20 protein-coding genes are annotated in these 17,635 nt (G+C 43.6%); 11 read left to right on the top strand and 9 right to left on the bottom strand.

Annotation, left to right across the window (positions count from 1 at the left end; genetic code table 11):
* Window positions 1-18: 18 nt before the first annotated feature.
* Window positions 19-1,389, bottom strand: a complete 1,371-nt coding sequence (locus R2S67_RS05710; RefSeq protein ID WP_065646737.1) for an MATE family efflux transporter — start codon at window positions 1,387-1,389, stop codon at window positions 19-21.
* Window positions 1,390-1,783: 394 nt separating this feature from the next.
* On the opposite strand from R2S67_RS05710, the gene R2S67_RS05705 reads away from it, so the two are divergent.
* Window positions 1,784-2,395 carry a riboflavin synthase gene (locus R2S67_RS05705; RefSeq protein WP_054867079.1) on the top strand — a complete coding sequence of 204 codons (612 nt, stop codon included), beginning with the start codon at window positions 1,784-1,786 and terminating at the stop codon, window positions 2,393-2,395.
* 75 nt (window positions 2,396-2,470) lie between these two features.
* Here the strand turns inward: R2S67_RS05705 and R2S67_RS05700 are convergent, their stop codons facing one another.
* Together R2S67_RS05700 and R2S67_RS05695 are read right to left on the bottom strand one after the other, a co-directional pair.
* Window positions 2,471-2,665, bottom strand: coding sequence for a CPXCG motif-containing cysteine-rich protein (locus R2S67_RS05700; RefSeq protein ID WP_005396219.1), 195 nt, complete (start codon window positions 2,663-2,665; stop codon window positions 2,471-2,473).
* 253 nt (window positions 2,666-2,918) lie between these two features.
* Entirely contained in the window at window positions 2,919-3,785 is an 867-nt protein-coding gene (locus R2S67_RS05695; protein WP_005396217.1) for a fructosamine kinase family protein, read from the bottom strand.
* Window positions 3,786-4,009: 224 nt separating this feature from the next.
* On the opposite strand from R2S67_RS05695, the gene R2S67_RS05690 reads away from it, so the two are divergent.
* From R2S67_RS05690 to R2S67_RS05680, 3 genes are all read left to right on the top strand, one after another.
* Complete coding sequence (locus R2S67_RS05690) at window positions 4,010-4,984, top strand: response regulator (RefSeq protein WP_005396215.1); 975 nt, start codon at window positions 4,010-4,012, stop codon at window positions 4,982-4,984.
* Window positions 4,984-5,946 carry a GGDEF domain-containing protein gene (locus R2S67_RS05685; protein ID WP_005396213.1) on the top strand — a complete coding sequence of 321 codons (963 nt, stop codon included), beginning with the start codon at window positions 4,984-4,986 and terminating at the stop codon, window positions 5,944-5,946. Before R2S67_RS05690 ends, R2S67_RS05685 begins: the two co-directional genes overlap by 1 nt.
* Window positions 5,947-6,136: 190 nt before the next feature.
* Window positions 6,137-6,481: a DUF3802 family protein gene (locus R2S67_RS05680; protein ID WP_005396212.1), complete on the top strand. Its 345-nt coding sequence runs from the start codon at window positions 6,137-6,139 to the stop codon at window positions 6,479-6,481.
* A 44-nt stretch (window positions 6,482-6,525) separates the two neighbouring features.
* On the opposite strand, the gene R2S67_RS05675 is transcribed toward R2S67_RS05680, so the two are convergent.
* Window positions 6,526-7,020: an NlpC/P60 family protein gene (locus R2S67_RS05675; RefSeq protein WP_005396208.1), complete on the bottom strand. Its 495-nt coding sequence runs from the start codon at window positions 7,018-7,020 to the stop codon at window positions 6,526-6,528.
* A 134-nt stretch (window positions 7,021-7,154) separates the two neighbouring features.
* Between R2S67_RS05675 and R2S67_RS05670 the strand changes: the two genes are divergently transcribed.
* From R2S67_RS05670 to R2S67_RS05650, 5 genes are all read left to right on the top strand, one after another.
* Entirely contained in the window at window positions 7,155-9,173 is a 2,019-nt protein-coding gene (locus tag R2S67_RS05670) for a methyl-accepting chemotaxis protein (RefSeq protein ID WP_301612277.1), read from the top strand.
* Window positions 9,174-9,380: 207 nt separating this feature from the next.
* The gene (locus R2S67_RS05665; RefSeq protein ID WP_301612278.1) at window positions 9,381-9,803 is read left to right on the top strand and encodes an NUDIX domain-containing protein; all 423 of its coding nucleotides are present in this window, start codon (window positions 9,381-9,383) and stop codon (window positions 9,801-9,803) included.
* Complete coding sequence (locus R2S67_RS05660) at window positions 9,793-10,206, top strand: NUDIX hydrolase (RefSeq protein WP_301612341.1); 414 nt, start codon at window positions 9,793-9,795, stop codon at window positions 10,204-10,206. The genes R2S67_RS05665 and R2S67_RS05660 overlap by 11 nt, the downstream gene beginning before the upstream one ends.
* A 201-nt stretch (window positions 10,207-10,407) precedes the next feature.
* Window positions 10,408-10,788 carry a hypothetical protein gene (locus tag R2S67_RS05655; protein WP_301612279.1) on the top strand — a complete coding sequence of 127 codons (381 nt, stop codon included), beginning with the start codon at window positions 10,408-10,410 and terminating at the stop codon, window positions 10,786-10,788.
* Window positions 10,789-10,835: 47 nt separating this feature from the next.
* Complete coding sequence (locus R2S67_RS05650; RefSeq protein ID WP_170902029.1) at window positions 10,836-11,066, top strand: hypothetical protein; 231 nt, start codon at window positions 10,836-10,838, stop codon at window positions 11,064-11,066.
* Window positions 11,067-11,156: 90 nt separating this feature from the next.
* Here R2S67_RS05650 and R2S67_RS05645 read toward each other — a convergent pair whose 3' ends face one another.
* Window positions 11,157-11,978 (bottom strand): sterol desaturase family protein, encoded by an 822-nt coding sequence (locus R2S67_RS05645; protein WP_012841839.1) that lies wholly within the window; start codon window positions 11,976-11,978, stop codon window positions 11,157-11,159.
* A 136-nt stretch (window positions 11,979-12,114) separates the two neighbouring features.
* Between R2S67_RS05645 and R2S67_RS05640 the strand changes: the two genes are divergently transcribed.
* Window positions 12,115-12,864: a tRNA-uridine aminocarboxypropyltransferase gene (locus R2S67_RS05640; RefSeq protein ID WP_301612342.1), complete on the top strand. Its 750-nt coding sequence runs from the start codon at window positions 12,115-12,117 to the stop codon at window positions 12,862-12,864.
* Window positions 12,865-13,037: 173 nt separating this feature from the next.
* Window positions 13,038-13,946 carry an N-acetylglucosamine kinase gene (gene nagK / locus R2S67_RS05635; protein WP_006742573.1) on the top strand — a complete coding sequence of 303 codons (909 nt, stop codon included), beginning with the start codon at window positions 13,038-13,040 and terminating at the stop codon, window positions 13,944-13,946.
* 239 nt (window positions 13,947-14,185) lie between these two features.
* Here nagK and R2S67_RS05630 read toward each other — a convergent pair whose 3' ends face one another.
* From R2S67_RS05630 to R2S67_RS05615, 4 genes are all read right to left on the bottom strand, one after another.
* Window positions 14,186-14,452: a DUF2960 domain-containing protein gene (locus R2S67_RS05630; RefSeq protein WP_005377584.1), complete on the bottom strand. Its 267-nt coding sequence runs from the start codon at window positions 14,450-14,452 to the stop codon at window positions 14,186-14,188.
* Between the two features lie 73 nt (window positions 14,453-14,525).
* On the bottom strand, window positions 14,526-16,304 hold the full coding sequence (locus R2S67_RS05625; protein WP_317342763.1) for a bifunctional molybdopterin-guanine dinucleotide biosynthesis adaptor protein MobB/molybdopterin molybdotransferase MoeA: 1,779 nt from the start codon (window positions 16,302-16,304) through the stop codon (window positions 14,526-14,528).
* The gene (mobA, locus tag R2S67_RS05620; RefSeq protein ID WP_025534433.1) at window positions 16,301-16,888 is read right to left on the bottom strand and encodes a molybdenum cofactor guanylyltransferase MobA; all 588 of its coding nucleotides are present in this window, start codon (window positions 16,886-16,888) and stop codon (window positions 16,301-16,303) included. The genes R2S67_RS05625 and mobA overlap by 4 nt, the downstream gene beginning before the upstream one ends.
* Window positions 16,866-17,585 carry an energy-coupling factor ABC transporter ATP-binding protein gene (locus R2S67_RS05615; RefSeq protein WP_005396189.1) on the bottom strand — a complete coding sequence of 240 codons (720 nt, stop codon included), beginning with the start codon at window positions 17,583-17,585 and terminating at the stop codon, window positions 16,866-16,868. The genes mobA and R2S67_RS05615 overlap by 23 nt, the downstream gene beginning before the upstream one ends.
* Window positions 17,586-17,635 lie beyond the last annotated feature (50 nt).

Raw genomic sequence — 17,635 nt, 5'->3', positions numbered from 1 at the left:
CTGGCTTTTTTCTTATTATCACTGAACTGAAAAGTTCAATTGCACCTCTGGTTCTTGGCGGTGCATCCAGCGCATTCTTACCCCTAACATAAGTGCGGCAGAAGAAAGGCCGATGATAAAGCCTAGCCAGAAACCTTGCGCACCCATTGGCTCGACGATCCAGTCTGTGCGGCCAAGGACGTAACCCATTGGTAAACCAAGAATCCAGTAGGCGATAAAAGTACGGTTGAAGATGGCTCGCATATCTTTATAGCCACGCAGTGCACCTGCCGCGATTACCTGAACTGCGTCCGTACATTGATAAACAGCAGCAAATACGAGCAGTTGCATCGCTAGAGTGATGACCTCTGGGTTGCTAGTGTAAAGTTCGGCAATCCATTCACGAGACAATACGGTTAATATCGCTGTAAGAACAGATAAACCTAGACCAACCATTATGCCCACTCGTGAAGCAACGCGAGCGCCATCAACGTTTTCTTCGCCAAGTCGGTGTCCAACACGAATACTTACTGCCGCACCGATACTCATTGGAAGCATAAATACTAGCGACGAGAAGTTAATCGCAACCTGGTGCGCCGCAACGATGATTGGTCCTAGTGGTGAGACCAATAGTGCAACGACAGCAAATAGTGTCACTTCAAAAAACAGCGCTGCTGCAACAGGAAAGCCGAGTCTGAACAGACGAACTTGCGCTTTCCATTGTGGTCGATGCCATTCACCAAATAAGTTGATGCTTTTAAGTCGATCTGATGTCATTACATAAAGCAATAGTAGGGCAAACATGACCCAGTAAACAATCGTGGTTGCGACACCACAGCCAATACCGCCTAATTCAGGTGCTCCAAACTTGCCATACACGAAAATCCAGTTTAGGGGAATGTTGAGCAGTAAACCGATAAAGCCAATGACCATTGCTGGTTTCGTCAATGACATACCATCCGTAAAGCTTCTAAGCGTTTGAAAAAGCAAGAAGGCAGGGACTGCTAAGATAACAGCATGAATGTACCCCACTGTTTTTTCTGCCATCAGCGTTTCAACATCCATAAATCCGAGAATAAATTGGGTTTGAAGCAGCACTGCAATAATCGGCACACTGATCAACAATGCCAAAACGACGCCTTGTTGAATTTCAAACGGGATTTTTACTCGACGACCAGAGCCATTTAACTGTGCGACAACAGGGACTAACGCCATTAACAAACCCACACCAAATAAAATGGATGGAAGCCAAATACTTGAAGCGACAGAAACCGCAGCCATGTCGGTGGCACTAACGCCTCCGGCCATAACGGTATCAACAAACCCCATACCAGTTTGAGCAACAGATGCGATCAATACCGGGGTCGCCAATTTGATGAGACTTGATGCTTCTTCTTTATAGCGATGCACGAAAAATACTCCAGAGCGGAACAATAAGTTGAAAGAATGAGAGCGCTCGAGGACAAAAGATGTGGTGAACTGATCTGATGGTTGATTTTAGTCACGATAAGGTGAAAAAATGCCTCGGAGAAACTCCGCGCAAATGATAAACAATTGTATGTTTATATTCCATAGTTAGGTTGAGAATAGTGGATAACACTAACTTAATGCTTGCTAAGCTCAGGATACGCTAATACTGAGAGCTGTAATAAATCATGTTAATGTTAGAGGCATGTATGAGAACAAGGCTCCATTTTTCAATAGGTCGTTGCTCTATAATCTACAGGTTTGATCTCGATACACAGTGCTGTGCTTAAGGCTCTGTCATCGATTGCAGCTTGTATGAAATCAATAGGTAAAAAGAATGTTTACAGGAATAGTTCAGGGTACGGCTAAGGTCGTTAAAATTGATAAAAAAGAACGCTTTCAAACGCATGTTGTCGAGTTAAGCGATGAGCTTTGTAAAGGATTAGAAATAGGGGCATCTGTCGCTCACAATGGCTGCTGCCTGACCGTGACCAATATTAATGGCAACCTTATCAGCTTTGATTTAATGCAAGCGACATTGGCTCTCACCAACTTAGGCGAGCTAGTTGAAGGTGACAGCGTAAACATTGAGCGAGCTGCCAAGTTTGGTGATGAAATTGGCGGACACAGCATGTCTGGCCATATTAGTTTGATGGCTGACATTGTCGAGATCATCGATACGCCTAATAACCGCACTATTTGGTTCCAACTGCCGCAAGAATCAATGAAATATGTGTTAGCGAAAGGCTATATCGGCTTGGATGGTTGTTCTTTGACGATTGGTGAGGTTGAAGCGTGTCGTTTTTCAGTACATCTAATTCCAGAAACCTTGCAACGAACACTCTTTGGAGTAAGACAAGTAGGGGACCGCGTTAATATTGAGTTTGACCCTCAGACTCAAGCCATAGTTGATACTGTTGAGCGAGTTCTCGCAGCAAAACAGCTTTAGAATGATAAAAAGGAGCCAAGCGCTCCTTTTTAATTCAAGTGACTTTGTGTTTCCAACGCTTACATGCTCGAGTTGTTATTCGTAATTGTCATCGATAAACAGTTCGACTTTATCTTGCAACTCATCTACTCGCATATTTAAGTGAATGGCATGGCAACAAGCTGGGCAATCATCATAAAACTCTTGGTCACCATTACTTGCATCTAGTGTAATGCCGATTGAATGTCCACAATGGGGGCATTTGACATGCCTTTCGGTATAATTTTTCATACAACAACTCCTAATATCGCAGGGCTTTTAAACACTCTATTCTTTAAGGAAGTACAGCCCTTCACTTACTTTGCCTACAAGGAAAATAGGCACAATCCAAAGTTAAGTCTCCTTTGATATTAGGTGGAGTTGTTGCTAATTGAGTCGAAATAAGTATAAAACTTGACCCCAAACTCAACCTTGAGCTTAGGGTCATTTTCTGTAGTGATGTGCCTCGAGGTTTTACATTTTGAAATATGTAGTGGCTTCCAAATTAATAAGAAATAATTTTATTAATAACTTGTTGAGCCTGCTCCAAGTAATGGCCGCCAAATAAATTGCAATGGTTGAGAACATGGTAAAGGTTATAGATATCTTTACGCTCTTGATAACCAGCAGAAAGTGGCATAACAGATTCATAACCTTGATAAAATTCCGGCTGAAATCCACCAAACAGCTCAGTCATCGCAATATCACACTCCCTGTCACCCCAGTAGCAGGCGGGGTCGTAACAGATAGGGCCACATGCCGTGAGAGCCGCATTCCCATTCCATAAATCGCCATGCAGCAAGGAAGGCTCTGGAGCATGGTTTGCTAGCAGTTGTTTTACGACATCTATAAAGTCGTCGATATCAACTAAAGTGACGCCTTTTTCTTTAAGGAGCTGTAATTGCCATCCTATGCGTTGTTCAGCAAAGAAGACACACCACTTCTTGTGCCACTTATTGGGTTGTAGAGTGGATCCGAGATAGTTATCCGTATCAAAACCAAATTCCTTTTGCTCGCCCCATTGATGAAGGTGAGCTAATTGCTGTCCTAATTTAAAGCTGTTTGGGCCATCTTCTAATGGCTTTGTTGGAAGGTAGTTAAGAATTAGGAATGAGGCATTTTTGGTTTTACCAACCAACACAACCTCTGGAACAAATAGGGTAGATGTCTCACGCAAAAGATGCAGACTTTCTGCCTCAACTTCAAACTTAGACAAAAACTCGCGATCGTTAATTTTCACGAAATAGCGCTGTTCGCCGTCATTGATCATGTAGCTTTCACTGATATCCCCACCAGACAGTCTTACTTTTTCCGTGATCTGGTACTCGAATAATAAAGTATCAGAAAGCTGTTGCGATATTGCTTGCCACATACAAAACCTCGCGAATCTATTTGACCACCAACAGTTTAGGATAAAAAGCAAGGTGTTGGCGCTACGTTGAGCATACTTCGTAAAGAAACCTTCCTCTCAGTGTAGTCAATTTGTATAAATGTGAATCAAATCGCTTATAAGCCTCTGATTTGTCGGCATAGCATATGGAGATGAACGTATACAACAGGTATTATTATTTTTTTGACGTTAGTTCCATTGGTGACATGAAAATACTGATATGTGATGACTCAGCGGTTGCAAGAAAGCTCATTGCGCGCTCCATCGTACAAGATACATCATTGCACCTGATCGAAGCTCAAGATGGGTATGAGGCGCTAAATATTCTTGCGGAGCAAAATATCGATATTTTGTTTCTCGATTTAACGATGCCGATCATGGACGGTTTTGAAGTCCTCGAGTCATTACCTGTTAGTCACTACCAGACTAAAATCGTCATTATTTCTGGAGATGTTCAACAAGAGGCAAAACAGCGCTGCATAGAGCTAGGTGCTCAAGCTTTTATCGCTAAGCCTCTGACAGAAGAGCAGGTGATACCGCTCTATGAACAATTGGGGCTGCACTATGCGTTCAAGCCTAGCCATTCGATTGATCCTAAAAGCCAGATTTGCGAGGAGTTCTCCTCATTAGCCAAATTCCGCGAGATTGCAAACATTGCACTTGGTAAAGGGGCTGCGATTATGGCAGACCACTTACACGAGTTCATCCAACTTCCTGTTCCACATGTTGGTCCGTTATCCTATGGCGAACTTCATATGACGCTTGTCGACGTTGTTGGGCGTGATGGCTCCGTCGCGGTTGCGCAGAGGTTTGTTGGTGGCGGTATTCATGGTGAAGCTCTGGTGTGTCTACGAGGTAGAGACATCAATCAAATTGGCGAGAAGTTAGGCTATCTGCTTGAGTTTACACCTCATAATGAAATCATTTTGAATATCTCGAACTTACTGGTTTCGTCATTTCTCACATCGTTAGGGGATCAGCTCGACAAGCAATTCTCACTTCGTCAGCCAGGCATTGTGGATACGTTAACGCCTTACTGTGAAGAGCAGGGTGAATTAGGTGAGCTGTTTACTATCGAATACACCTACATGGCAGAAGCGCTTGATTTTGAGTGTGAGGTACTGTTTTTAATTGATAAACCATCCGTAGAAATTATTTATGAAATCATGGAGCTAATCTAATGTCCGATATTACGCTGGACATAGCAGACTTTCATTGGGTCACACAAATTCTCGATACGATGGACTCAGGGCTTATCGTGTTGGATCAAGAGTATAAGGTCTGTGTGTGGAACAGTTTTATGCAGTCATACAGTGGCGTTCTGTCACAAGAAATCCTTGGCCAATGTTTATTTGATCATTTTGAAGAGCTGCCAAAAACTTGGCTAGAAACCAAGATAAAAACCGCCGCCGATCTGGAAACTCGTTCCTTCTCTAGCTGGGAAAACCGACCGTACCTTTTTAAATTCAACAATTTTTCTCCGGTTTCAAACAGCAGTGATTTCATGTATCAAGACATCGTAATCACCCCGTTAATCGGGCTCTCAGGAGAGGTCAGCCACATTGCTATTCAAGTGAATGATGTCTCTGAAACGGCAAGAAATCGCATTCATTTGAAAGAAACAAATCAACATTTGTCTGAAATCAGTCGCAAAGATGGTTTAACAGGTTTATTTAATCGTGCTTATTGGGAGCAATCGCTGAAAGAAGAGTTTGCTCACCTAAAAGTTATCGACGGACCATGCTCGTTAGTAATATTTGATATCGACCACTTTAAAAAAGTGAATGATACCTATGGTCACCCGACGGGAGATGAAGTCATTCGTCGTACTTCTTCGTTATTAAGAAAGACAGCAAGAAGCAGTGATGTGTGCGGTCGTTTTGGCGGAGAAGAGTTTACGGTATTGCTTCCTCATACGAATCAAGAACAAGCTTGCTATTTCGCGGAGCGTTTACGTAAAAGAATTGAGCAAGAGATCGTGAAAGTGGAAGATTTTTTGATTAATTACACGATAAGTATTGGTGTTTGCGAGTATAAACCTTATTTTGAAACTCACACTCAATGGTTAAAGAGTGCCGATGCTGCGTTGTATCGTGCAAAAGAAAACGGTCGTAACCAAACTTGTTTGCATGAAAATGACTGAAATACAAAAAGGTTTGAAGAAACCCTGTATCCGAACGCAGTGAGGCAAAGCGCAATTGTTTGAAAAACATCCAGTTGGTTCGTGAATGTTTGTTAATATGAAATAAGTTAATGAAATTTTCTCGGCATGTCTTACTATTGAAACTATTCCGCTTTCAGCTTCGAAGGCTTGCAATAAACGGAGAAAAACAGTGGTTTTAGAAACCGATGGATATCTCGCTCTTATCGAGCACTTGTCGCTAAATCTAGATATTTTCACGACTGAAATTGGCGACACTGGATCCGAAAGCATCGAAGATGTCGTCACCGATATGGTGGCTTCAAACATCATGGCGATCTTTGAGCAAAACCCAGAGCTTCACTCAAGCGTACGCTTCAAATTACTAAAAGAAGCGGATGCGGTTGTTGAAGATCTTGGTGAGATATTGGCTGGTGTATGGCATAAAAAAGCGACTAATGAACAGATCACGTTCCTTGATGAATACATCGCTTTGGTTAAAAACCTATTCGATACTGCCGTTGCTACTTACGATTGATATTGTTTGATACCAGTCATCTCCAATTCTAAAAGTAAGAAGAGTTACATTGTAACTCTTCTTACTTGCCAAAACTTAGATGCCCAGTATGGGTTGTCGATTCTTGAAATGATCACACCTTTAGACGTTGACGCATGCATGAACTGCTTGTTACCCAAGTAAATCCCTACATGATAGGTCGTCCGTCTTGTCTTAAAAAACACCAAATCTCCTTGTTTGGCGTCCGTCCAATTTAATTCCACACCTTGTTTCGATTGTTGTCTCGTTGTCCTGGGTAACGATAGCTGATAAGCCTCGACAAAGGCTTTTTGCACAAATGCCGAGCAATCAATACCAGATTTTTGTGTGCCGCCTAAGCGATAAGGTGTGCCATGCCATTCTGTATAAAACTGGAACAAGTCAGGGTTATTGTCCAATAACTGATTTGTAGGTGTTGTCACTTGCACTTGCTCGCTAGGTTCAGGCCCAGAAGAGCAGGCGCTTAGTAGCACACTGATTATCAAAGGAAAATATACTCGACGCAAATCACCACCTGTCATCTCTACGACTCACAACTGAAATATTAGTGTCATAACCAATCCATAGTATGGGCTGCAAATCACGGTTTTGTCTCACAAATGTGACGGAATCACTGCAAAACCGATTCAACCTTAAGAAAGAATAAAAATTGATTATGGCAAAGCGAAAACGCTCACGCACATCACTTTCACTGATTCAGGCTGTTAGTGCAACATTTTTAACTATCATAGCTCTTGTTATAGCCCTTTCTGTCTCAAGTTTCAAAGGAATGGAACAGGTAGGAGAGCAATTTGAAGATTTGTCGCAAAAAGCGTTACCAATCGCGATGGCGAACGCAAAGTTAACCAGGAATGTATTGGAGATGGTTAAGCTACTCAACCATGGTATGCAAATTACTGAGCCAAAAGAGTTGCCTCTAATAAAAGAGCAAATCGATTCACTTGCGACTCAAAGTAAAAGTTTGGTTGGAGAAGCTTCTGGTGTTGCTGAGCAACTCTCTGAGGAGTTAGATACAAATTTAGCGCGTTTACATAACATCACGCAGTCCATTTTACTGAAGCAATCTTCAGTGATAAAAATTCAAATGGATATTGATGCAGGAGTTGGTGGGTTCCGCTATGGACTCAGCTCTATCGGCCCGGAAATGAATCGAATTAGCTCGTTTCTTAGTGCCGAAAATCCTGAATCGAGTGATGCCGCCAACCGATTTATTGCCTCAGCGAGCTCAATGGAAAGCACGTTCTTAGTAATGATGATGCATTCTGAACTGAGCAAAGCCGAAAAAGAATACCGAGAAATGCGTAACCGTATTGCAGGTATTAATCTCGCCTATGAAGATTTCCAGTCTTTACATCCAGAAGTAAGCGAATACGCAAGCCTAACGGCACCGTACGAGATGGTGAAGCAAGGCTTTAGTGAAAAGGGCGTGCTGCGTTTGATCCTCGCCAAACTAGAACAAGGGGAACTGCAACGTTCAGAGTTTAAACAGGCTTCGATTCTTGCGGATGAAACCATGCAGTTACTTGATCAAATCTCCCAAACCGCTGGTCAGTTGATCGATGAAAAAGAGCGGGTGGTCAATGAGACCATTGAGTCAGTGAGTGTTATGATCGTTTTTGCTGCGTGTGTGATTTCTTTCATTATTCTGGTTACTTGGTTTAGTCTCAAGTCATGGACAAACCGAGGGTTAAGGAATGTACTAACGCGTCTTTCAGCACTTACTGAACATGATTTTCGTGACAAGGCAGAAGAAGTCGGCCCTTATGAGCTGAAAGAAGTAGCACGAAAGTTGAATCAAGTAATCGATTCCACACATGACTCCATTCAAACGGTGACGCGCAATTGTGAAACGCTTTATCAGACGGCAGAAGTAAGTCACAGTGCAGCCGAACAAACAAGTGATGGGTTGGCAACACAAAATGAAGCGTTGTCGAGTATGATCACGACCATAACGCAGCTTGAAGCCTCTATTCGTGAAATAGCAATGGTGACAAATGCATCTTCACAGGACTCGCTCCTTGCAACCCAACACACTGAAAAAGGGGTTCAAGTCGTGGAACAAAACCGCGAACGTTTGGAGTCATTAGAAAGCTCTTTGGATGTAAATGAACAGTCAATGTTAGAGCTAGACCAGCGTGTTAAACAGATTCGTGAAATGGTGGATATGATCAGTGGGATCGCGGACAACACCAACTTACTTGCTCTCAACGCGGCAATAGAAGCTGCCCGTGCTGGTGAGCAAGGGCGTGGATTTGCGGTTGTCGCTGATGAAGTTCGCAAACTTGCAAGTGATACCTCTCAACAAACTACGAACATCCGAGAAATGATGAGCGAGCTTATTACTGCCGCAGAGCGTTCGCGCCAAGCAGTTAATGATTCAAGAGAAGAAATGGCCCACGCACTGCAGTCCAGCAATGAAGTGAAATCGACATTCTCTGATATCAACCTCGCGGTTAAGCACATTCAAGAGCGTGTTGAGCAGATCTCTGTTGCCACGGAAGAGCAAGAACGTGCGACGGCAGATGTATCTCAATCCATTACCCATATTTCTGACCTTGGCGAACGTACAAAGCTGCAGCTTGAGTCTATGGTTGAGAGTTCTGAGCAAGTGGCGGAAATTGCAGGGCATCAACAAGCGATGTTGCATAAATACGAGCTACATCAGTCCGCATAAGTGACATGTTTTCATCTTCTAAAAGCAGAACTTCGGTTCTGCTTTTTTGTTGCTTCTACGTACCCTCTGATTGCTATTCAAATCGCAAAAGTGAGTTATATCGCATCTTGCTCATTTCTTAAGGGCTGAGTTATCACTACGTGGTGTTAATGGTATCTCGGTGAAACAAGATGACTAGAATGTTGTCCGAATTCAAAGGAATGAATCATGCAATTATTACAAAGAGCTAGCCTTATACTGGTTAATCATCAGCAAGAACTTTTGCTTATTCAGCGTTTTCAAAACGATAGACACTATTGGGTTTTCCCCGGTGGCAGTGTTGAGGTAGGAGAGCAGCCTGTTGAAGCCGCGAAAAGAGAAGCGCTGGAAGAAACCTCATTGAAACTCAATTGGGTTGAGAAGGCTTTTGAACTCGAAAATCAAGGGCGCTTAGAAACCTATTTTCTCTCTTATGTCGGGAACTCAAAAGTGAAACTGGGGGCTGGGCCAGAGCAAATCAGAAAATCAGATGCTAATCAGTACCATTTAAAGTGGGTGCGTGTAGAGCAACTTCATGCGATTCCTTTATATCCAGAACAAGCCAAAGCTTTCTGCTTAAACAACGAGGAGTGGTTTTGTGATCATCGATAAAGTTTGTCCCGTCGTTCTGCGTAAGCAAAACCAAGAGATCCTACTTTTTAAACATCCGTTGGCGGGTATTCAGCTCGTCAAGGGCACTATTGAGACGTTTGATGAAAGTTACATAACGGCTGCAAAGCGGGAGCTTGCTGAAGAGTCTGGAATTACGCACGTTATCTCCGCTCGGTATTTATGCTCATGGGACAGTGGCTTTCAAAATCAAGTATGGCACTTTGTTTCGTGCGAGTGTGCTGACCTAGCGGATTCATGGACGTTTCATACGCAAGACGATGGCGGACATGATTTTGCGTTCTTTTGGCACGATATAGGGAGCGATATTTCCTCACAAGCGCATACCGTTTTTCAGAACGCACTGGAAAAAGTTCGAAAACTGATAGACCAAGGAGCGGTTTGAATGAGACTTCTGTTCTAACATTGGTGTATTTGAGCGAAATGCCAAAGCTAACACTATGCTTCTATCAGGAGCGAATAAATTTCTTTCGCACGCCTCACGTACTGTTTAAAGGCACTGTCGATCTCAAAAATGGCTATGAGATTACAAATGTTTAACTGACTTCTATATGCTTTGCGCATTCATTCAGATAAGGAAACGATAATGGATAAATTCGTCGTGTTTCTCTTATGCCTTTTTATGACAGTTGGCGGTGTGGTTCATCTTTATGACAACATTGCTAACGGTTTTTTGCCTTATGATTTTGCGCCACGCTGGTTGAATATTTATTGGAGCTCGTTGGGGCTGTTAGACTTACTAGCGGTGTATCTGTTGGTGAAGCACCGTCGTTCCGGATTAGTACTTATGCTATTGATTCTGACGACCAATGTTATTTTTAGCTCGCACGCTCACTATACATTAGAAATATTGGACAACAATGCCGCACTTCAAATGAAAACACTCTTTTTAGGTTTTACATTCGGCGTATCTATCTGGTTATGGAACGCGCGTAAACATCGACAATCACGCCAGATATTTCGTTAACTTTCACTTTTCATCACTCAATTAAGGATAGTAAACAGGGATTCGTTATGAACGATTTTAAAGACTTGGCCAGTTTCGCTGGTTTCAGCGTACTGACAGGTTTAAGCTTTGGTACCACTTTCTTCAGTCTGGCTTTTCTATACAGCTCAATAGAAGCACAACAAGCAATGAATACTAATGCTTTGGTGTGCACGGTGCTTGGTGTGGTTGGTTTATTTGTTGGTATTACTCAGTTAAACAAAAAACGTCAACTAACGGAGAGTGAATCCACTAGCTAGCATCGCAAGGATGAAGTGGTGTTTAACTGGTTGGTGTTTAGGTTTAGTCTATTCGCTTTGTTTACGCACTTCATCCACAAAAACTTTTCTTCAACTGTTGCGTCTTCTTCGGTTATAGCGAAAAGGTTGAGTTAACAGCTTGTCTAATCGTTGTTCTGCTTCATTCCTAATTTCCGGTATACCAATTACGACATCATCATGGCCAAGTTCAGGCTGAGCTCGATATGTCCCAAAAAGTCGGTCCCAAACAGAAAGGAAGAAACCGAAATTCGAGTTGGTTTCTTTTGCTATCACGGAATGATGAACGCGATGCATGTCTGGCGTCACTATGACGTTTCGCAGTTTCTGATCCGCTGATAAAGCCAGTTTTGCATTACTGTGATTAAACATCGCACTGGCATTGAGCACTATTTCGAATACCACGATAGCGATAGGAGAAACGCCTAAGATAAATACAGTGGCAATTTTGACACCCATCGAGATGATGATTTCGATGGGATGAAAACGTGCGCCAGTAGTGACATCAATGTCGAGATCGGCATGGTGCATTCGATGAAGCTTCCACAGTGGCTTTACATAGTGAAAGACCACATGCTGAACGTAAATGACGAAATCAAGCAGAATAACCGCTAGAAGCACGTTTAACCAAGCGGGCAGGGAGAGCAAATTAAATAGTCCCCATTGTTGCTCCTGAGCGATAATTGCAGCTTGAAAGGCGGCGATAGGCATGACTAACGCAACAATCAAGCTATTCACAGCAACCAGTGATAAGTTATTGACCCAGCGAAACCCGCGTGAAGCGGTAAGTGTTTTTCTCGGCAGTTTGTTTTCCCAAAGGGCACAAAGTAATAATACGCCGAGAAAAAAGCCTAATCTTATCCACGAGGGATCTTGAAACGTCGTTTCTGTCACTGTCATTTCCTTATTTATTACTTTATCTATGACCGAGATAAGGGTGAAACAGTAAGGTGCGTTGAAGGGCTTATCTTGAGGCGAAACCATAATGTCAGTAGAATCGCGCTCTACTTTTTACTTGGCATTACTTACCATGAGAATTCACGCTTTCCACCGTTTATATCAGTACCGACAATCTATCTCAACCAAGCCYTTCAACGCGCGTGGATGTAAAGTGGTTCGTTGCCAATATTGCCAGGTTTCTGAGCAACACTGTTTGTGCGATCTTCAGCCAAACATCAAGGCTAATATTGCATGTATGTTGATTGTTTCTGAAAACGAAGTATTTAAACCAAGTAATACCGGTCGCCTAATTGCTGATACGATTCAAGAGACTTACGTGTATCAATGGAACCGAACAGAACCGTCTGAGGAGATGCTGGAGCTACTACAGGATGACAACTACCGACCAGTGATTGTATTTCCTGCAGACTATGTGGATGACCCATCTCGTTTAATTGAAGATCTGGAGCCTGCGCGATTAATAAACGAAGAGGCTCAGAACAAAAAATGGTTGCTGATCTTTATTGATGGTAGCTGGCGTGAGGCACGAAAGATATTCCGTCGTTCTGACTTTCTTAAATCTTTGCCTGTGCTTTCTATTGAGCCAGAATCTCTGTCTGAATACATCATGCGCCGTTCTGAGAATGAGCAGCATCTTTCAACCGCCGAAGTCGCGACGTTAGTTTTGAAACAAGCCGGTGAGAATAAAGCATCGGAATGCCTTCAGTTGTGGTTTGAAGCCTTTAGAGAAACCTACATGTTGACCAAGACCCGAGTCAAAAACGATCCCAACCGACCGCATTTAAAACGTTTCAAAGAGTGGGTGAAAACCGAGAGCTGACTCTAAGGAATGAACTTTTGTTGATGGCATGTTGTTCAACTGGCTGCGGTGAGGGGATAAATCTGCATTCGGTCACGGTTTGCAGGCGTACAGATATGGATAATGCCACTAGTTTATACTTTTGACTCCAGCCATTTTTGGAGTCGTTTAAGCATTTTTTAGGAGAGAAATACATGTATTACGGCTTTGATGTCGGTGGCACTAAAATTGAATTTGGTGCATTTAACGAGAAGCTTGAGCGTGTAGCGACGGAACGTGTACCTACACCAACAGACAACTACGAGCTGCTGGTTGATACCATTGCGGAATTGGTTAACAAATACGATGCAGAGTTTGGTTGCGAAGGCACAATTGGTCTTGGCCTACCAGGCATGGAAGACGCAGACGATGCAACGGTATTAACGGTTAACGTTCCTGCGGCGAAAGGCAAACCACTGCGCGCGGACCTTGAAGCGAAAATCGGTCGCAGCGTAAAGATTGAAAACGATGCGAACTGTTTTGCGCTATCAGAAGCATGGGACGAAGAGCTTCAAGATGAGCCTTCTGTACTTGGTTTGATCCTAGGTACTGGCTTTGGTGGCGGTTTTATCTACGATGGTAAAGTTTTCTCTGGCCGTAACCACGTAGCAGGTGAGGTGGGCCATACTCGTTTACCTATCGATGCTTGGTTCCACTTAGGCGAAAACGCACCTCTGTTGGGCTGTGGTTGTGACAAGAAAGGTTGTTTAGACAGTTACCTTTCTGGTCGAGGCTTCGAGCTGCTCTACGCCCATTACTACGGTGAAGAGAAGAAAGCGATCGACATCATTAAAGCGCACGCAGAAGGTGAGGCGAAAGCTGTTGAACACGTTGAGCGTTTTATGGAGTTGCTGGCTATCTGTTTTGCAAACATCTTTACAGCGACTGACCCACATGTTGTTGTGCTGGGTGGTGGTCTTTCAAACTTCGAATTGATTTATGAAGAGATGCCAAAACGCATCCCTAAACACTTATTGTCTGTGGCTAAGTGTCCTAAGATCATCAAAGCAAAACACGGTGATTCAGGCGGTGTACGCGGTGCTGCGTTCCTAAACATCAAGTAGTGACTGAAACGTTACTCGATATAAAGTAAGAAGAAATCTACGCCCCGTTTAGACCATCAAGGTAAAAACGGGGCGTTTTACTTATATACCCAAGTAATTTCGATATGCTTGGGTCAGCGAAAATAACTTGGTTTGTAGACGAGGCGGCGATTTAAAGAACTAGTGGGTCTAAATCAAGAATCGGCAACATGCATAAAAAAACTCGCGATTTGTCGCGAGTTTTCTGTTTTCAGCTAAGCTTATTTGTTCTTTTTGCCTACGCCCAGGTTTTCTTTTTGAGCTAGGGTGATTTTGCTAAAGCCTAATTTTCTGAAGTAGTTATCGCGATAGTTGCGCACTGCTTTAGTGTCAGACACTGCTTCGATTTGTTGCTCCATCTTTAGGAACTCAGTGATATCGATACCTTCTGCTTCTGCAACCGCTTCTTGAATGTTGCGGTGCTGCTGGTATGAGAACGTCAGTTCTTTGTCTTGGTCTTTGTAAGTGTAAAGAATGGTGCGAGCCATAGCTGTCTCTCTGAAAGGTTTCTGTATTAAACAAAAAGGCCAGACTCGCTGACCTTTGAATTTCTAGTTTGGGCTAGATTCTGCCTTGAAGTGGGATAATTGTCACGCTTTCTCCCGCTTTTACTGTATCAATAGCTGGGGAGATTTCGATTAAACAGTTTGCTTCACTCATTGAGCGCAAAATGCCAGAGCCTTGCTTGCCTGTTGTACGAACGGTTAAACGGCCAGTGTCATCCAGTTCATAGACTCCTCGACTAAACTCGGTACGACCTTGTCGAGAGCGAAGATTCTCAGTCGCGATGGCATTCACTTTCAGAGGCTTCCAGCCTTGTTCGCCTTGCATCTTACGCAGTGCAGGCTCAACAAAATTAATGAAAGAGACCATCACGGCAACAGGGTTGCCCGGCAGACCAAAGAACGGCTTGTTGTTGATTTGACCAAACGCGAGTGGGCGTCCCGGACGCATGTTGATTCGCCAAAAATCGATTTGACCAAGTTTATCCAAGGCAAGTTTGATGTAATCCGCATCACCAACGGATACGCCACCAGAAGTCATAACCACGTCCGCTTGCGCCGATGCGTTTTCCAACGCTTCAATCATTAACTGTTCGTTGTCTTCCAGAATACCGAAATCCAAAATCTCGCAGCCGAGCTTTTCAAGCATGCCCATGATGGTAAAACGGTTGGAATCGTAGATAGAATTCGCTTTTTGCTCTGTTCCCGGTGCTTGTACTTCGTCACCGGTGGAGAACACGGCAACTTTCAATTTGCGGAACACATTCGCTTCGCCAAAACCAAGAGAAGCGATCATGCCCATTTCTGGAGAGGCTAGGCGAGTGCCTGCGGTAAAGACGTCACTGCCGATAGCGAGATCTTCACCTGCTTGACGAACGTTTTGGCCTGCTTTGATATTCGCACCGTTAAAGGTGACATTGTCACCCTCTTGAGAGGCTTGCTCACGCATGACCACTGTGTCGCCGTTAAGTGGTGTTGGTGCGCCGGTCATGATCTTCACCGCTTGGCCGACTTCTAAAGCTTTATCATAGGCATGGCCAGCCATCACTTCTGCGACAATTTGGTAGCTATCGCGGTCAACATCATCACTGCGGATGGCATAACCGTCCATCGCGGAGTTGGTGTACTGCGGCACGTTTACTGGTGAAATGATATGTTCCGCGAGAACTCGGCCATAGGCGTTTTCAATCTTGCATGCTTCTATTTCCGAAACCGTGTTCACCAAAGAAAGGATTTTTTCTTGGCCTTGAACCACAGAAAGGAAAGCCGGAGAAAGTGTGTCGCAACATGCGGCGTCTTTCTCTTTAGATTTTGGTGCTTTTGCATCTTGAACGTATTGAAGAACAAATTGAGCGATGGCATCCAAATCATTGATGTTCATTTGAGGGAGCTCAGAATCTAACTCCGCACTGTCGGAAGCGATAGCAATGATGTTTTCATCCTGAGGGTAAAGCCAAGGTTTACCCACTTCTTCACGGTGCAATTCAATTTTAGGAAACGCGATGTTTTTACAGCCTTCGACCAAAACTACATCGAGCTTGTCTTCATCAAAACGTGTTAATAGGTATTCAAACTCTGCTTCGGCTTCTGGCGTTTCTGTCATTAACGCAAAACGGTTGCGAGAAGCAATCAGCATTTGAGACGCGCCGGCTTTGCGTAAACGGTAGCTGTCTTTACCCGGCTTATCGACATCGAAGTTGTGGTGCGCATGTTTTAGCATGCCAATGCGTAAACCTGCTTCAGTCAGCTTTGGCAATAGGGCTTCAAGTAGCGTGGTTTTGCCTGTGCCTGAATAAGCTGCAAAACCAAGAATAGGAATGTTTAGCGTGTGTTTCATGATTCTAATTGTCCAAATTGCGCCAGTTCTTCCGGAGTGTTCAAGTTGACGAAACAGTTTGGTGAGTCGCTAAAGTCAACGTAACTGGTGTTGCACTCTTTGTAGAGCAGAATGATTTTGCGGTCGCCACGTTCTAAAAATGCAGTGAGTTTTGGCAGTACGCGCTTGTGGTAGAGCGTGAAAACAGGTTGCTGATGGTCACCATCATGAGCGACCAAAATATCGCTGTCTTCTTTGGCGGCTTGGCAGAAACGCTCGACAAGGTCGGTGTTAATTTGTGGGCTATCGCAAGGTACAAATCCAACCCAGTCAGTTTCAGCATGCATCAAACCCGCGTGAATACCGCCCATAGGTCCAGGGAAATCTTTGAATTGATCACTAAATACGAAACCAAATTTGCTGTACGCATCTTGGTTTCGGTTGGCATTAATTAAAATGCGTGGTGTTTGTGGAGATAAACGTTCAATAACGTGTTCGATGAGTGGCTTCTGATTTAATTCAATCAGACCTTTATCTTTTCCACCCATACGGCTGGCTTGGCCACCAGCCAAAATGACCCAACTAGTTTGTGTTGGTTGAAGCATATGCATTCTCTTGGGATGTTTCTTTTGGTATGACATACAACAGAGGAGACTCTATCAAAGTCTTGTCTTTAATCCACCACTGTTTTTTACATAAGTCGGTCAGTGCGTTGGTTTGATGGCTTGTCACCACGATACTGGAACCACGATCCAAAAGATCTTTCGCCATCACCACCAATCGTTCAATGGATTCTTGGTCTAAAGACGCACTTGGCTCATCCATCAATAAAATCGACGGTTTTAAGATCCAAGCCCTTGCCATGGCAACGCGCTGTTTTTCACCGCCGGACAACACGGAAATATGTTCGTCCGCTAAGGTTTCTAAACCTACCATGCGCAGCGCGTGAATAACTTGAGCTCGCTTATCTTTTGGTGTGTCTTGTTGATATTTCACTCCATAAACTACGTTCTCATAAACAGTGCCGTCAAAAAGGTAAGGAGATTGATGGAGATAAATCACATCGACACGACCATTGCGACGCGTCAGTCTTTTCAGCCACGTATCTTTTGGCGCAACAACATCGCCAGTAGAAGGTTTGAGCAAGCCGGCAAGGATTTTGAGTAGGGTAGTTTTGCCCACACCATTGTCCCCCTTGAGATAAATGGCATCATTTGGGCCGATGGCTAACTCAGGGATGTGGAAAAGCACACGCTCTTTAAAGCGCATGGATAACTGTTCGGCGGTGATTTTTATAGTCATAATGCGCCTCTACATGGGGTTAATGGTGAGTCGTTTGTTTGCTTCATGTT

The organism is Vibrio sp. T13N (assembly GCF_032970445.1).
In the GTDB taxonomy this organism is placed as follows: domain Bacteria; phylum Pseudomonadota; class Gammaproteobacteria; order Enterobacterales; family Vibrionaceae; genus Vibrio; species Vibrio diabolicus.
Note: the sequence above shows the minus strand (reverse complement) of the source record. Positions and strands in the feature narration are given on the sequence as shown.

Excerpts from the sequence above, each read along its gene's own strand:
- R2S67_RS05625 (WP_317342763.1), bottom strand. The coding sequence starts at position 16,304 with ATGAAACACACGCTAAACATTCCTATTCTTGGTTTTGCAGCTTATTCA.
- R2S67_RS05695 (WP_005396217.1), bottom strand. The coding sequence starts at position 3,785 with ATGTGGCAAGCAATATCGCAACAGCTTTCTGATACTTTATTATTCGAG.
- R2S67_RS05685 (WP_005396213.1), top strand. The coding sequence starts at position 4,984 with ATGTCCGATATTACGCTGGACATAGCAGACTTTCATTGGGTCACACAA.
- R2S67_RS05630 (WP_005377584.1), bottom strand. The coding sequence starts at position 14,452 with ATGGCTCGCACCATTCTTTACACTTACAAAGACCAAGACAAAGAACTG.
- nagK (WP_006742573.1), top strand. The coding sequence starts at position 13,038 with ATGTATTACGGCTTTGATGTCGGTGGCACTAAAATTGAATTTGGTGCA.
- R2S67_RS05670 (WP_301612277.1), top strand. The coding sequence starts at position 7,155 with ATGGCAAAGCGAAAACGCTCACGCACATCACTTTCACTGATTCAGGCT.
- R2S67_RS05650 (WP_170902029.1), top strand. The coding sequence starts at position 10,836 with ATGAACGATTTTAAAGACTTGGCCAGTTTCGCTGGTTTCAGCGTACTG.
- R2S67_RS05705 (WP_054867079.1), top strand. The coding sequence starts at position 1,784 with ATGTTTACAGGAATAGTTCAGGGTACGGCTAAGGTCGTTAAAATTGAT.
- R2S67_RS05675 (WP_005396208.1), bottom strand. The coding sequence starts at position 7,020 with ATGACAGGTGGTGATTTGCGTCGAGTATATTTTCCTTTGATAATCAGT.
- R2S67_RS05690 (WP_005396215.1), top strand. The coding sequence starts at position 4,010 with ATGAAAATACTGATATGTGATGACTCAGCGGTTGCAAGAAAGCTCATT.
- R2S67_RS05655 (WP_301612279.1), top strand. The coding sequence starts at position 10,408 with ATGGATAAATTCGTCGTGTTTCTCTTATGCCTTTTTATGACAGTTGGC.
- R2S67_RS05665 (WP_301612278.1), top strand. The coding sequence starts at position 9,381 with ATGCAATTATTACAAAGAGCTAGCCTTATACTGGTTAATCATCAGCAA.
- mobA (WP_025534433.1), bottom strand. The coding sequence starts at position 16,888 with ATGCTTCAACCAACACAAACTAGTTGGGTCATTTTGGCTGGTGGCCAA.
- R2S67_RS05700 (WP_005396219.1), bottom strand. The coding sequence starts at position 2,665 with ATGAAAAATTATACCGAAAGGCATGTCAAATGCCCCCATTGTGGACAT.
- R2S67_RS05615 (WP_005396189.1), bottom strand. The coding sequence starts at position 17,585 with ATGACTATAAAAATCACCGCCGAACAGTTATCCATGCGCTTTAAAGAG.